Source organism: Streptomyces rapamycinicus NRRL 5491 (assembly GCF_024298965.1).
In the GTDB taxonomy this organism is placed as follows: Bacteria; Actinomycetota; Actinomycetes; order Streptomycetales; family Streptomycetaceae; genus Streptomyces; species Streptomyces rapamycinicus.
Map to the genome: position 1 here is coordinate 9,064,486 of NZ_CP085193.1, position 13,463 is coordinate 9,077,948.

11 protein-coding genes are annotated in these 13,463 nt (G+C 71.3%); 7 read left to right on the forward strand and 4 right to left on the reverse strand.

Annotated elements, in window-relative coordinates; genetic code table 11:
* Positions 1-307 precede the first annotated feature (307 nt).
* The 3 genes from LIV37_RS38180 (at position 308) to LIV37_RS38190 (ending at position 3,789) form a co-directional block, all read left to right on the forward strand.
* A complete protein-coding gene (locus LIV37_RS38180; protein WP_020872412.1) occupies positions 308-1,213 on the forward strand; it encodes a S1 family peptidase in 906 nt (301 codons plus the stop codon).
* 217 nt (positions 1,214-1,430) lie between these two features.
* Complete coding sequence (locus tag LIV37_RS38185; protein WP_121825027.1) at positions 1,431-2,369, forward strand: slipin family protein; 939 nt, start codon at positions 1,431-1,433, stop codon at positions 2,367-2,369.
* A gap of 343 nt (positions 2,370-2,712) precedes the next feature.
* Positions 2,713-3,789: a S1 family peptidase gene (locus LIV37_RS38190; protein ID WP_020872414.1), complete on the forward strand. Its 1,077-nt coding sequence runs from the start codon at positions 2,713-2,715 to the stop codon at positions 3,787-3,789.
* 146 nt (positions 3,790-3,935) lie between these two features.
* Here LIV37_RS38190 and LIV37_RS38195 read toward each other — a convergent pair whose 3' ends face one another.
* On the reverse strand, positions 3,936-4,379 hold the full coding sequence (locus LIV37_RS38195) for a subtilase-type protease inhibitor (protein ID WP_020872415.1): 444 nt from the start codon (positions 4,377-4,379) through the stop codon (positions 3,936-3,938).
* Positions 4,380-4,816: 437 nt separating this feature from the next.
* Positions 4,817-5,278, reverse strand: coding sequence for a PPOX class F420-dependent oxidoreductase (locus LIV37_RS38200; RefSeq protein WP_243146095.1), 462 nt, complete (start codon positions 5,276-5,278; stop codon positions 4,817-4,819).
* Between the two features lie 237 nt (positions 5,279-5,515).
* On the opposite strand from LIV37_RS38200, the gene LIV37_RS38205 reads away from it, so the two are divergent.
* The 3 genes from LIV37_RS38205 to LIV37_RS38215 all read left to right on the forward strand — a co-directional run bounded on the left by LIV37_RS38205 (position 5,516) and on the right by LIV37_RS38215 (position 11,291).
* A complete protein-coding gene (locus LIV37_RS38205; RefSeq protein WP_020872417.1) occupies positions 5,516-9,055 on the forward strand; it encodes a DNA polymerase III subunit alpha in 3,540 nt (1,179 codons plus the stop codon).
* 38 nt (positions 9,056-9,093) lie between these two features.
* Positions 9,094-10,146, forward strand: a complete 1,053-nt coding sequence (locus tag LIV37_RS38210) for a DNA polymerase Y family protein (RefSeq protein WP_243146252.1) — start codon at positions 9,094-9,096, stop codon at positions 10,144-10,146.
* A 251-nt stretch (positions 10,147-10,397) separates the two neighbouring features.
* On the forward strand, positions 10,398-11,291 hold the full coding sequence (locus tag LIV37_RS38215; protein ID WP_121825026.1) for an esterase/lipase family protein: 894 nt from the start codon (positions 10,398-10,400) through the stop codon (positions 11,289-11,291).
* Between the two features lie 96 nt (positions 11,292-11,387).
* Here LIV37_RS38215 and LIV37_RS38220 read toward each other — a convergent pair whose 3' ends face one another.
* Positions 11,388-11,804, reverse strand: a complete 417-nt coding sequence (locus LIV37_RS38220) for an organic hydroperoxide resistance protein (RefSeq protein WP_121825025.1) — start codon at positions 11,802-11,804, stop codon at positions 11,388-11,390.
* Between the two features lie 122 nt (positions 11,805-11,926).
* Between LIV37_RS38220 and LIV37_RS38225 the strand changes: the two genes are divergently transcribed.
* The gene (locus LIV37_RS38225; RefSeq protein ID WP_020872421.1) at positions 11,927-12,454 is read left to right on the forward strand and encodes a MarR family winged helix-turn-helix transcriptional regulator; all 528 of its coding nucleotides are present in this window, start codon (positions 11,927-11,929) and stop codon (positions 12,452-12,454) included.
* A 48-nt stretch (positions 12,455-12,502) separates the two neighbouring features.
* On the opposite strand, the gene LIV37_RS38230 is transcribed toward LIV37_RS38225, so the two are convergent.
* Positions 12,503-13,402, reverse strand: coding sequence for a LysR family transcriptional regulator (locus tag LIV37_RS38230; protein ID WP_020872422.1), 900 nt, complete (start codon positions 13,400-13,402; stop codon positions 12,503-12,505).
* Positions 13,403-13,463 lie beyond the last annotated feature (61 nt).

Below are 13,463 nucleotides of genomic sequence, written 5' to 3' on the forward strand. Positions count from 1 at the left end.
GCGGCGGCCCGGACACCGGGACGCGATACGTCCGCGCCATAACGGAACCCGATCGCCCGCACGTCCGTCTCACCGGATACCCAAGGGGATGGGAGCACAAGCCCCGGTGGCCTGAACCCGCCGGGGCTATGTGGCGTGTGCCCGACGGCTGTTCCGAATTGTCCTCTTGCGCGCTGCGCCCGGAGCCACGAATACTTCCGGAAGCGCTTGTCAGGGGCACGCCGAATCGGTCATATCGGCGTGCTCATTGACTGCGCCTCACGGGCCTGCCCACCCAAGCGGACCCCCGATTCCCCCGGAGGAAGAGTTGAGGATCAAGCGCAACGCCCCCCACAGCAAGCAGGCGAGACGTATCGCCCTGGTGGCCGCGACCTCCGCCCTGGTGGCCGGAACGGCGCTGGCCGCCCCCGCCGCCTACGCCGGTAGCGACGGCGCCCGCACCTTCAGCGCGGCCGAGGCCAAGTCGGCGAGCGGCGCCGTCCTCGAGGCCGATGTCGCGGGCACCGCCTGGTATGTCGAGAAGGGGACCAACAAGCTCGTGGTCACCGCCGACAGCACGGTGTCCCAGAGTGAGATAGCCAAGATCAAGAACACCGCCGGCTCGAACGCCGACGCGATCGAGGTCAAGCGGACCTCCGGCAAGATTCAGAAGCTGATCTCGGGCGGCGACGCGATCTACGCGAGTAGCTGGCGCTGCTCCCTCGGCTTCAACGTGCGCAACAGCAGTGGGGCCAACTACTTCGTCACCGCCGGTCACTGCACCGACGGCGCCGGCACCTGGTGGTCGAACTCCGGCCACACCACCACCATCGGCCCGACGTCCGGCTCCAGCTTCCCGACCAACGACTACGGTCTGGTCCGGTACAGCGGCTCGGTCACCCCCCAGGGCACCGTCGGCAGCCAGGACATCACCTCGGCCGCCAACCCGACCGTGGGCCAGACGGTCACCCGGCGCGGCTCCACCACCGGCATCCACAGCGGCCGGGTCACCGCGCTGAACGCCACGGTCAACTACGGCAACGGCGACATCGTCTACGGCATGATCCAGACCACGGTCTGCGCCGAGCCCGGCGACAGCGGCGGCCCGCTCTACGCCGGCTCCACCGCCCTCGGCCTCACCTCCGGCGGCAGCGGTAACTGCACCTCCGGTGGCACCACGTTCTTCCAGCCGGTCGTCGAGGCGCTGAACGCCTACGGCGTGAGCGTCTACTGATCGGCGCCGTTCCTGAGCTGATCAACTCCGCACCAGGCTGAGCGAGAGCCCCCGTCCGTGCGCCGGACGGGGGCTCTCCGCGTCGGTGGGAAACGCCTTTCCGGGCGGCCCGACGAGGGTTTTCCACAGCCCTCCCCACTGTTCGGCGGGCGGACTATCGTGGACATCAGTACCCCACGAGGGGCATTGTTCGCGATACGGACGGCAGGTGGCCGTGATGGTCGATGCGCTCGTGACATTGATAGTGGTACTGGCTTGCCTCGGCGCCCTGGGCGTGCTGGCCGCGGCCCGAGTGGTCAAGCAGTACGAGCGGGGGGTGGTCTTCCGGCTCGGGAGGCTCCGCTCGGATATCCGGGGGCCGGGGTTCACCATGATCGCTCCGTTGGTCGACCGGCTCCAGAAGGTCAATATGCAGATCGTGACGATGCCCGTGCCCGGCCAGGAGGGCATCACCCGGGACAATGTGACCGTACGGGTCGACGCCGTCGTCTACTTCAAGGTCGTGGACCCGGCCGACGCGATCATCGCGGTCGAGGACTACCGCTTCGCCGTCTCCCAGATGGCCCAGACCTCGCTGCGGTCGATCATCGGTAAGAGCGATCTGGACGATCTGCTCTCCAACCGGGAGAAGCTCAACCAGGGCCTGGAGCTCATGATCGACAGCCCGGCCGTCGGATGGGGCGTCCATATCGACCGGGTGGAGATCAAGGACGTGTCGCTGCCGGAGACCATGAAGCGGTCGATGGCCCGCCAGGCGGAGGCCGACCGGGAGCGCCGCGCCCGGGTGATCAACGCGGACGCGGAGCTGCAGGCGTCGAAGAAGCTGGCCGAGGCCGCCTCCCAGATGGCCGACACCCCCTCGGCGCTCCAGCTGCGGCTGCTCCAGACCGTGATGGCGGTCGCCGCCGAGAAGAACTCCACACTGGTGCTGCCCATCCCGGTCGAACTGCTGCGCTTCCTGGAGAAGGGCCAGCAGGAGATCCCGGCGGCGGTCCGGGCGGAGGGTGGCGCGGAAGGCGGCGCCCCGGCCGCCGGTCCGGCCGCCGCGCCGGAGCGGGATGCCGCGCCCGCGCGGCCCGCCCAGCCGGCCCAGCCCGCTCGGCAGGCGATGCCGACGCTCACCGAGCGCGAGCCGGAGCCGCATACGGTCGAGTGATGAGCCGTGGGAGGTGATCCGGCAGGGAATCCCGCGAGGATCCCGCGAGGGGATTCCATGGGGTGATCCGCCCGGTTTGACGGCTCGTCCGGATACCTGATTCGGTGCCCGTACACCTCGAAGGTGTGCGGGCACTGCCATGTCCGGACATGAGTCCGCAGTGTAAATTTCACGCCCATGACGTGAACGCGCCCTTGTGCGTGCCCGGTGGTGATGGGAATACTCGGCGGCGCAAATTGGCATGGACGCGCCCCCGAGTGGGGAGAAGCGCTATGCCGTTACGCCCTCCGGGCCCTGGCACCCCACTGCCGACGGGCCCAACCCCCCACTGGAAGGCAGAGAGTTGAAGCACCGCCGCATACCCAAGCGTCGTGTCGTCATAGCCGGAGCCGGCATAGCGGCCCTGGTCGCCACGGGCATCACCCTGCAGAGCGCCAACGCCGCCCCCGGTGAGCCCCAGCCCGACACCCTCTCGGTCGGCGCCGCCGGAAAGCTCGCCAGCACGCTCACCTCCTCGCTCAAGAGCGACACGGCGGGTTCGTACTACGACGCCAAGGCCAAGAAGCTCGTCGTCAACGTGGTCAACAAGGGCGTCGTGGACAAGGTCCGGGAGGCCGGGGCCGAGGCCAAGGTGGTCACGAACACCCTGGCCGAGCTGAGCAAGGCGCGTCAGACGCTGAAGCAGAAGGCCACCATCCCCGGCACCTCGTGGTCGGTGGACCCCAGAAGCAACAAGGTCGTCGTCACCGCGGACAGCTCCGTCAAGGGCACCCGGATGGCCACCCTCAACAAGGTCGCCGACGCGCTCGGCGGCAAGGTCGAGGTGAAGCGCTCGGCCGGGAAGTTCTCCACCTTCATCGCGGGTGGCGACGCCATCTGGGGCGACGGTGGGCGCTGCTCGCTCGGGTTCAACGTCGTCAAGGGCGGCCAGCCGTACTTCCTGACCGCCGGTCACTGCACCGAGGCCATCAGCAGCTGGTCGGACTCGCAGGGCGGCGAGGAGATCGGGACCAACGAGGGCAGCGAGTTCCCCGGTAACGACTACGGCCTGGTCAAGTACACCAAGGACACCGACCACCCGAGCGCGGTCGACCTCTACAACGGCAGCTCCCAGGAGATCACCAAGGCCGGTGACGCCACCGTCGGCCAGAAGGTGACGCGCAGCGGCTCCACCACGCAGGTGCACGACGGCGAGGTCACCGGCCTCAACGCGACCGTCAACTACCAGGAAGGGTCGGTCGAAGGGCTGATCCAGACCAACGTCTGCGCCGAGCCCGGCGACAGCGGCGGCGCGCTCTTCGCGGGCGACACGGCGCTGGGTCTGACCTCCGGTGGCAGCGGTGACTGCTCCTCGGGCGGCGAGACCTTCTTCCAGCCGGTGCCGGAGGCGCTCCAGGCGTTCGGCGCCGAGATCGGCTGATCCGGCCGACCCGGTCGGCCCGGCTCACCCGGCGAGCGTTTCGCTCCCGCGTCTCGCTCCCGCGGTTTGCTCCCGTGTGAGCGGAAGCAGGCCCCCGGACACCCGTGGACGGTGTCCGGGGGCCTTCCCCTTTTCCGGTCAGTCCATCAGAACTCGAAGACCATCGTCGGGGCCGCGCTCTTGAAGCAGTTGTTCGCGAAGGTGTGCTCGTACGACACCCGGCGGCCGTCCCAGATCCCCTCGGCGGTGACGGTGATGGGGTGCCATTCCTTGGTGCACACCCGGCCGGACTCCGCCCCGGTCCGCAGCTGGCCGAACATGCCGCCCACGGAGCGGAGTTCGGCGCATGCCTTGGCGGGGGCCGGGTGGGTACCGGTGGGGGTGGGGCGACAGCTCAGAGTCACCGCCCGCTGGACCTCGGTCGTGGCCGCGTCGGCCCCCCAGCCGACGGTCAGGACCAGCGCGGACGGCGGATACAGGCTCTGCGGCTTGGCGGGCGCGGCGTGTGCCGCGCCGCTCGTGCCGATCCCCAGCACGGCGCTCACGGCCAGTGCGGCTCCCAGTCCGATCGCCCCAGTAGTCTTCCGCATTTCGAACACTCCCTTGCTCGTCGTTGCAGATACCGGACGGAGTTCTACGCGGTGCGCGTCAGGAACGCACGTCGATCGAGCACTTCCGGTCGCTACAAGTAGTCGTTCGGTGGCTTATTGTCGCGTGCGGTGGATGTCCGGGTGCGGAACGCCGCGTGGCGACCGGGTGTGCGGCGCCGCGCGCATTGCGCCCCTCGAGGGACCCCGTCCGCCGTCTCGCACTCCTGTGGACGGCGTGCTCAGCGAGGTGGCCGAGGCGCTCAAATCGATTCAAGAGCGCTCAGGTGAGCGAGATCGAGTGATGCTCGTGATGCCTCTGGGGTGAGGGCTTTCGCGTACCACGCTAGGGCGAGAACCTGCCAGGGCAAGCCGACCGGCGGAGTGGGGTCGGAGCCCGGAATCCGTGGCTCCCTGGCCGCCCTGGCCCAGCTCTCCGCCTAGCCGTCCTGGCCCAGCTCTCCGCTCAGGGGGCCGGCCTGTCGCCCCCAGCCGTAACCGCGCTCCGCGCGCAACCGCACCACCAGCCGCCGCTCGGCCACCATCGCCGCGCGGAACTCCTCCCAGTCCGGATGCTCGCCCTGGATCGCGCGGTAGACCTCCACCAGCTCGTCGGCGGTGGCGTCATGGGGACCGGCGGCGACCGGCGTCAGTTCGGCATCGCCCTCGGCCACCAGATAGGAGTAGTGGTCCCCGCTGGTGACGTAGAAGCTCGCGCGCGGATCGCGGCGCAGATTGCGGGTCTTGGCGCGGTCGTCGGTGACGGAGATCCGGATGAGGCGCGTCGCGGGGTCATAGGTGAAGGCGACATTGGACAGCTGTGGCCGTCCGTCCCGCTTGAGGGTGACGAGCGCGCCGGTGCGCTGCTCCCGTAGCAGATCGAGCAGGGATCCCTCCGTCATGGTGATCAGCATACGCACGGGCCGGTGGCCCGCCTACTGATGCGACCCACCGGCTTCCGCGTGCCGCGTTCGCAAGGGTTCACAAGGCGACACGCGGGATTAAAGGGCGTTTTGGGTGCTTATGGTGGAGAGGGAAGCGTCATCGAAGCCGACTCGCACGCGTGTTCGAGAATGGGGTTATGGTGGGGCGTGGGACATGCAGGGTCGGTCAGGGGGTGTGAGCAGCGGGAGGTGCGGATGCCAGGCTTCACGCATCTGCACACCGCGTCCGGGTTCTCCATGCGGTACGGGGCCGCGCACCCGGAGCGGCTGGCGCGGCGTGCCGCCGAGCGCGGCATGGACGCGATCGCGCTGACCGACCGCGACAGCCTCGCCGGAGCGGTGCGGTTCGCCCGGGCGTGTGAGCGCGCGGGGGTGCGGCCGCTGTTCGGGGTGGACCTCGCCGTACGGATGGAGGCCCCGGAGCCGGGGCGCACCGCCCGGCGCCGTGCACCGGTGCGCGGCGGGGCGTTCATCGACGAGTCCGCGCCCCGGGTGGTCTTCCTCGCCCGGGACGGCGCGCCCGGCTGGGCCGCGCTGTGCGGGCTGGTCTCCGCCGCCCACGCGGGGCTCGCCCGCCCCGGAACCGCCCGGACGAATGGCGAAGGGCCGCCCCTGCTGCACTGGCGCGATCTGGTGAGCGACCCCGGCGCGCTCGCCCCGCTGACCGCGCTGCTCGGCCCGGACTCCGACGTCGGCCGGGCCCTGGCCGCCGGACGCCCCGACCGGGCCGCCCGGCTGATCGCCCCCTGGCGCGAACTCTTCGGCGACGCGCTGCGGCTGGAGGCCGTATGGCACGGCCGCACCGGCACCGGCCCGGGCTCGCTGCGGCTCGCCGCCCGTACCGTCGGCTTCGCCGCCGAGCAGGGCGTCCCGGCCGTGCTGAGCAACGCCGTGCGCTACGCCGACCCGGGGGAGGGGCCGGTCGCCGACGTCCTGGACTCGGCCCGCCGGCTCGTCCCCATCGACCCGCGCACCCCCGGGGCGCTCGACAGCGGTGAGCGCTGGCTCAAGGGCCCCCGGGACATGGCGAAGGCGGCCGAGCGGATCGTGGAGGCGGCGGGGATGCGGCGGGACGCCGCGCACCGGCTGCTGGAGGAGACCCGGCGCACCGCCGCCGGGTGTCTGGTCGACCCCGAGGACCACATCGGCCTGGGCAGTGTCCACTTCCCCGAGCCCCGGCTGGTGGGGGCCGGGCGGCGGAGCGCCGAGCGGGTGCTGCGGTCGCGCTGCGCCGCCGCCATGGTGCTGCGGGAGTACGACCGCGACCGGGCGCGCTGGGAGCGGCTGGAGGACGAACTGCGCACCATCGAACGGCTCGGCTTCGCCTCGTACTTCCTCACCGTCGCGCGGGTCGTCGACGACACCCGGGAGCTGGGCATCCGGGTGGCCGCCCGGGGCTCCGGCGCCGGATCGTTCGTCAACCATCTGCTGGGCATCGCCCATGCCGACCCGGTGGCCAACGGTCTGCTGATGGAGCGCTTCCTGTCGGTGCGGCGGGCCGCGCTGCCCGATATCGACATCGATGTGGAGTCGGCGCGCCGGCTGGACGTCTATCGCGCGATCTTCGAGCGGTTCGGGGCGGAGCGGGTCGCGACCGTCTCGATGCCCGAGACCTACCGGGTGCGCCACGCCGTACGGGACGTGGGCGCGGCGCTCGGCATGGACCCGGCCGAGGTGGACCGGCTCGCCAAGTCCTTCCCGCACATCCGCGCCCGCGATGCCCGCGCGGCGCTCGCGGAACTGCCCGAGCTGCGGGAGCTGCGGGAGGCGACCGTCGAGCAGGAACGTTTCGGCAGGTTCTGGGAGCTGGTCGAGGCGCTCGACGGGCTGCCCCGTGGCATCGCCATGCACCCCTGTGGGGTGCTGCTCTCGGACGCCGGGCTGCTGGCCCGTACGCCCATCGTGCCGACCAGCGGCGAGGGCTTCCCCATGTCGCAGTTCGACAAGGACGACGTGGAGGAGCTCGGACTGCTCAAGCTGGATGTCCTCGGAGTGCGGATGCAGTCCGCGATGGCGCACGCGGTCGCGGAGATCCGGCGGGCCACCGGGCGTGTCGTGGACATCGACGACCCCGAACAGGTGCGGCCCGGCGATTCGGCCACCTACGACCTGATCCGCTCCACCGAGACCCTCGGCTGCTTCCAGATCGAATCGCCCGGTCAGCGCGATCTCCTCGGCCGGCTGCAGCCCACCTCCTTCCACGATCTCGTGGTCGACATATCGCTTTTCCGGCCCGGTCCGGTCGCCGCCGACATGGTCCGGCCCTTCATCGACGCCCGGCACGGCCGCAAGCCCCCGCGCTATCCGCACCCGGATCTGGAGGACGCGCTGCGCGAGACATACGGGGTCGTGGTCTTCCACGAGCAGATCATCAAGATCGTGTCGATCATGACCGGATGTGAGCGGGACCTCGCCGACGAGGCGCGGCGCGCGCTGTCCGACCCCGAACGGCAGGGGCGGGTGCGGGCCTGGTTCCACGCGGAGGCGGAGAAGCGGGGTTACGCGCCGGAGGTGCGGCTGCGCACCTGGGAGATCGTCGAGGCGTTCGGCTCGTACGGCTTCTGCAAGGCGCATGCCGTCGCCTTCGCGGTCCCGACGTATCAGTCCGCCTGGCTCAAGGCGCACCATCCGGCCGCCTTCTACGCCGGGCTGCTCACCCATGACCCCGGGATGTACCCGAAGCGGCTGCTGCTGGCGGACGCGCGGCGGCGCGGGGTGCCGATCCTGCCGCTGGACGTGAACCGGTCGGGGGCCGCCTACCGAATCGAACTGACGTCTGGTGATTCTCGTGACAGCGGTAATAAACGCGACAGCCGCCGTAAAGCGGACGCCGGTATCCGGCTGGCGCTGAGCGACGTCCACGGCATCAGCGAGGCCGAGACCGAGCGGATCGCGGCCGGACAGCCGTACTCCTCGCTCCAGGACCTGTGGCTGCGCGCCCACCCCGGGCGGCCGGTCGCCGAACGGCTGGCCCAGGTCGGCGCGTTGGACGCGTTCGGCGCGAGCCGCCGCGATCTGCTGCTGCAGATCGCCGAACTGCACCGGCAGCAGCGGGGCGCCGCCGCCCGGCACAACGCGGAGGGCCAGCTTCCGTTGGCCGAAACCGGCCCCGCCGCCCCCGCCGGGCTCCCCGACCTCGACGCGGACGAACGCCTCGGCGCCGAACTCGGCATCCTCGGCATGGACGTCTCCCGCCATCTGATGGGCGACCACCGGGACTTCCTGGAGGAACTGGGCGCGATCCCCGCGAAGCGGCTGCGCGACGCGCCGCACGGGGAGGTCGTGCTCGTCGCCGGAGCCAAGGCCGCCACCCAGACCCCGCCGATCCGCTCCGGGCGCCGGGTCATCTTCACCACGCTCGACGACGGTACGGGGCTGGTCGACTGCGCCTTCTTCGACGACAGCCACGCGGCGTGCGCGCACACCGTCTTCCACTCCTGGCTGCTGCTCGTCCGCGGCGTGGTCCAGCGGCGCGGCCCGCGCAGCCTCAGCATCGTCGGCTCGGCCGTGTGGAACCTCGCCGAACTGGCCCAGCTCAGAAAGGAGGGCGGCCTCGGAGCGGTCGCCGCCGAACTGGCGGGGGCGGGCCCGGAGACGGACGAAGCGGACTCCGGCCGCCGCATCGAGATGCCCACCGGCTACGCCATGCACCCCTGGGCCGACCTCCGGCCCGCGGGCGACCAGGCCGCCACCGGCCGCAAACTGTGGCACGCCAGCCCGGGGAGCGCGGGATGACTTCCGGCCGACACCCCTTCCCGACCCGTCTGATGGACATGGCCCTGCCGGGCGGCGGCCGGACCGTGGGCCCGGAGCGGGCGGACGAGGTGCCGCATGTGCTGTACGTGCGGTTCCACCCCGCGCCCGGGGAGGACGTCTACCAGGGGCTGCTCACCCTGCTCGGCGAGCTGACGCCCGTCGTCGAGGCGCTGCCGCCCGACGCCGCGCTCGCGGATGTGCGGGGCGCGCTGCGGTACTTCGGGCGGGACGCGGCAGGGCTGGCCGAAATCGTACGGGTCCGGGCGCTGGCCCGGTACGGCGTGGACTGCACCGTCGGCGTCGCCGCCAACCCCCTGCTCGCGCGCATGGCCGCCCACGAGGCCCAGGAGGCCCGGGGTGCTCAGGAGTCCGGGGCCGTCCGTACCGTGCCAGGCGATCCGGACGCCGTCGCCGCGTTCCTGGCCCGTAAGCCGCCCATCGCCCTGCCCGGGGTGGGGCCCGCGACCGCGCGCGCCCTGAGCGCGTACGGGCTGGACAGCGCCGCGCGGATCGCCGCCGCGCCGCTGTCCACCCTGCAGCGCATCCTCGGCGCGGCGACCGCGCGCCGCGTCCACGCCTGGGCGCGCGGTATCGACCCGGCGCCGGTCACCCCGAACGCCCCCGCCCGTGCGATGGGCGCCGAACACCGCTTCCGCCGCGACGAGTTGGACCCCGTCCGCCGTCGCCGCGCGCTGCTCACCCTCGCCGACGGGCTCGGCGTCCGGCTGCGGACGAGCGGGCAGGTGGCGGCCGCGATCAGCCTCACCGTCCGCTACGCCGACCGCTCCACGACCACCCGCACCCGCACCCTGACCGAGCCGACCGCCCACACCCCGGCGCTGACCGCCGCCGCGTACGCGCTGCATGACGCGCTCGGGCTGCAGCGGGCCCGGGTGCGGTCCGTGGCGCTGCGCGTCGAGGGGCTGACGGACGCCGGAGTCGCCTCCCATCAGCTGACGTTCGACCCCGCGGACGAGAAGTCACGCCGGCTGGAGGCCGCCGCCGACCGGGCCCGCGCCCGCTTCGGCGTCTTCGCGGTCCGGCCCGCCGGGTTCCTCGACGTCGCCTGAGTTCCTCGACGTCGCGTAAGCCGCGGGTCCCACCAGTCCCACTGGTTTTCCCCACTTCGCTCAGCCCGGCGCATTCCTGGACGTCACGTGAAAATCGCGTAGACGTTCCTTCACTGACGGATGGCTGGATGGCTTTGCTACTCGCGCGTAATTTCGAGTGAGCGCACCACTTCTTGTGATCCGGATCGCAGGGCGCAGCGCAAGCGCACCGTCAGCGCGACTCTCTCCCCCACCAGCGAGGAGTTCATATGATGCTGCCCTGGAGGCGTATCCGGCGATTCCGGAAGACCAAGACCCGTACCTTACTACCCGCCCTGGCCCTCGCGGTCGCGGCGACCGCGGCGACCCCCACCGCCGCGCTCGCCACGGACACCGCGTCGGATGCGGTGAGCGGCGGCTGGAACAACTACTCCTGCAAGCCGTCGGCCCAGCACCCCCGCCCCGTCGTCCTGGTGCACGGCACCTTCGGCAACTCCGTGGACAACTGGCTGGGCTTCGCCCCCTACCTGGTCCAGCGCGGTTACTGCGTCTTCTCCCTCGACTACGGCCAACTGCCCCTGGTCCCGCTGTTCCACGGGCTGGGGCCGATCGACAAGTCGGCCGAGCAGCTGTCCGCCTATGTGGACCGGGTGCTCGCCGCCACCGGCGCCGCCAAGGTCGACATGGTCGGGCATTCGCAGGGCGGGATGATGCCCCGCTACTACCTCAAGTTCCTCGGTGGCGCGCCGAAGGTGAACGCCCTGGTCGGCATCGCCCCCACCAACCACGGAACCACCCTGTCCGGGCTGACGAAGCTGCTGGACTACTTCCCCGGGGCCGGTGACATCATCGCCAAGGGTGCCCCGGGGCTGATGGACCAGGTGGTCGGCTCGGACTTCCTGCGGCGCCTCAACGAGGGCGGCGACACCGTCCCCGGAGTGCGCTACACCGTCATCTCGACCAAGTACGACGAGGTGGCCACGCCCTACCGGGCGCAGTTCCTCTCCGGTCCGAACGTCAAGAACGTGCTGATCCAGGACCTGTGCCCGACCGATATCTCCGAGCACGTGACCATCGGGCTGACCGACGGTCTGGCCTTCCACGAGGCCGTCAACGCCCTCGATCCGGAACACGCCACGCCGACGACGTGTGCGTCGGACGACTGACGCTCGACGGCGAGTGGATGAAACGCACGTCATGGCGCGCCCTGCCTCGGTCCGTACGAGCAGGGCGCGTCGCCCGTCGGGCCGGCCGACGTCCGATTACTCGGCGATGAGCTCGACCTCGACGTTGCCCCGCGTCGCCTTGGAGTACGGGCACACCTGGTGCGCCTGCTCGACCAGCTTGCGGCCGGTCTCGTTCTCCAGCTCGCCCGGCAGCTCGACGCGCAGCGTCACCTTGAGCCCGAAGCCGTCGTCCGCCGCGTCCTTGCCGATGCCGACCTCGGCGGTGACGGAGATGTCCTTGGTGTCGACCTTGGCCTGGCGGCCGACGAGGCCGAGCGCGGAGGCGAAGCAGGCGGCGTAGCCCGCGGCGAACAGCTGCTCGGGGTTGGTGCCCTTGCCGTTGCCGCCGAGGGCGGGCGGCATGGCCAGCGGCAGGTCGAGCTGTCCGTCGGAGCTCACGGCCCGGCCGTCGCGTCCGTTGGCCGTGGCCACCGCGGTGTAGAGCGCGTCCATGAAGACCATCCCTTTCGTGTTCCGGCAGTCGGAGGGAGGCGGGGGCTCGGGGCGCCCCGTCTCGCTGAGCAGAAGTAGAGCACACAATTAAGTTGCGTACAACTAAAGGGTACGCTGGAGGCATGTCACACCAGCCCGACCGCACCACCGACAGCACTGCCGACCGCGGCACCGACCGCACCACCACCCCCGAGCCGCGGCCCTCCGACGAACTGCTCCGGCTCGACCGGCAGCTCTGCTTCAGCCTGCATGCCGCCTCCCGCGCCTTCGACGGCCTCTACCGCCGGGTGCTGCGCGACACGGGGCTGACCTATCCGCAGTACCTGGCCATGCTGGTGCTCTGGGAGCACGGGGAGATGCCGGTCAAGCGGCTGGGGGAGCACCTGCGGCTGGACTCCGGCACCCTGTCGCCGCTGCTCAAGCGGATGCAGTCGGCCGGACTCGTCCAGCGCGAGCGCAGCGCGCACGACGAGCGTTCGGTGACGGTCCGGCTCACGGCGGAGGGGTCGGCGCTGAAGGAGCGCGCCCAGGGCGTACCCCTGGCGGCGATGGAGGCCAGTGGCCTCGACCTGAAGGAGGCGGTGGATCTCCAGGCGAGGGTCCGGCGGCTGACGGCGGCCCTGGACGCGGCGCTGGCCGAGGAGGCGTGATCACCGAGCCGGAGTGATGGCGGGCGGGGGAGCGAGGAGGGGTGTGCTTCAGGAGTGCTCCGCGAGGTGGCGGTCGACGAGCTGCTCGAACGCGCGCGCCGCCGCTGAGGGGGTGCGTTCCGCCGGGGTGGCGAGCGAGATGGGCCAGTCCAGGTCGGCGTCGGCGATGGTGAGGGTGGTGAGGTCGTCGTCGGGGCCGACGGCGCCGCGAGGCAGCAGCGCCAGGCCGAGGCGGTTGCGTACGAAGTCCACCCCGGCGGCGATATCGGTGATCTCGATGGTCACGTGCCGCCGGACTCCGGCGGCGGTGAAGGCGCGATCGGTCACGGCCCGGTTCCCGTAGCCGGACGGGAAGTCGATGAAGGGCTCGTCGGCCAGGTCCGGGATCGCCGCCGTGCCGCGGCCGGCCAGGGGGTGCTCTCGTGGGACCACGAGATCGAGCCGTACCGAGGTCAGGTGGCGCAGCCGGGCGGTGGCCGGGCACTGCCCGGGGATCGAGACGAAGGCGAGGTCGAGCCGGCCTTCGGCCAGTGCCGTGATGAGTTCCGGCGATCCCCCGCAGGACGCCGCCGTCGCCAGGCGTACGGACACCTCGGGGTGATCGCGGTGGAAGCGGCCCAGCAGGGCGGCCAGGTCGATCAGCCCGAGTGAGCTCATGGTTCCGATGCGCAGGGTGCCGCGCAGTCCGCCCCGAACGGCGTGGACGACATCGCGGGCGTCCCGGACGGCGTCGAGCGCCACTCGGGCCTTGGGGAGGAGTTCGAGCCCGGCGTCGGTGAGGCTGACCTGTCGGGTCGTGCGCACCAGCAGCGGGGAGGCGAGCTCCTTCTCCAGGGCGGCGATGGTGGCCGACACGGTGGACTGCACGATGTGCAACCGGGCCGCCGCGCGGGTGAAGCTGCGTTCCTCCGCGACGGCGACGAAACATTCCAGCTGGCGTAGTTCCACTTCTCCTATTTATAGCAAGTACCGATGGATGTCATCGGCAATCTTCGTTGGACTCGATGGC

What these genes read in the sequence shown, in the direction of transcription:
- LIV37_RS38185 (WP_121825027.1), top strand. Translation starts at nt 1,431, where the DNA reads ATGGTCGATGCGCTCGTGACATTGATAGTGGTACTGGCTTGCCTCGGC.
- LIV37_RS38195 (WP_020872415.1), bottom strand. Translation starts at nt 4,379, where the DNA reads ATGCGGAAGACTACTGGGGCGATCGGACTGGGAGCCGCACTGGCCGTG.
- LIV37_RS38200 (WP_243146095.1), bottom strand. Translation starts at nt 5,278, where the DNA reads ATGACGGAGGGATCCCTGCTCGATCTGCTACGGGAGCAGCGCACCGGC.
- LIV37_RS38205 (WP_020872417.1), top strand. Translation starts at nt 5,516, where the DNA reads ATGCCAGGCTTCACGCATCTGCACACCGCGTCCGGGTTCTCCATGCGG.
- LIV37_RS38210 (WP_243146252.1), top strand. Translation starts at nt 9,094, where the DNA reads ATGGCCCTGCCGGGCGGCGGCCGGACCGTGGGCCCGGAGCGGGCGGAC.
- LIV37_RS38215 (WP_121825026.1), top strand. Translation starts at nt 10,398, where the DNA reads ATGCTGCCCTGGAGGCGTATCCGGCGATTCCGGAAGACCAAGACCCGT.
- LIV37_RS38220 (WP_121825025.1), bottom strand. Translation starts at nt 11,804, where the DNA reads ATGGACGCGCTCTACACCGCGGTGGCCACGGCCAACGGACGCGACGGC.
- LIV37_RS38225 (WP_020872421.1), top strand. Translation starts at nt 11,927, where the DNA reads ATGTCACACCAGCCCGACCGCACCACCGACAGCACTGCCGACCGCGGC.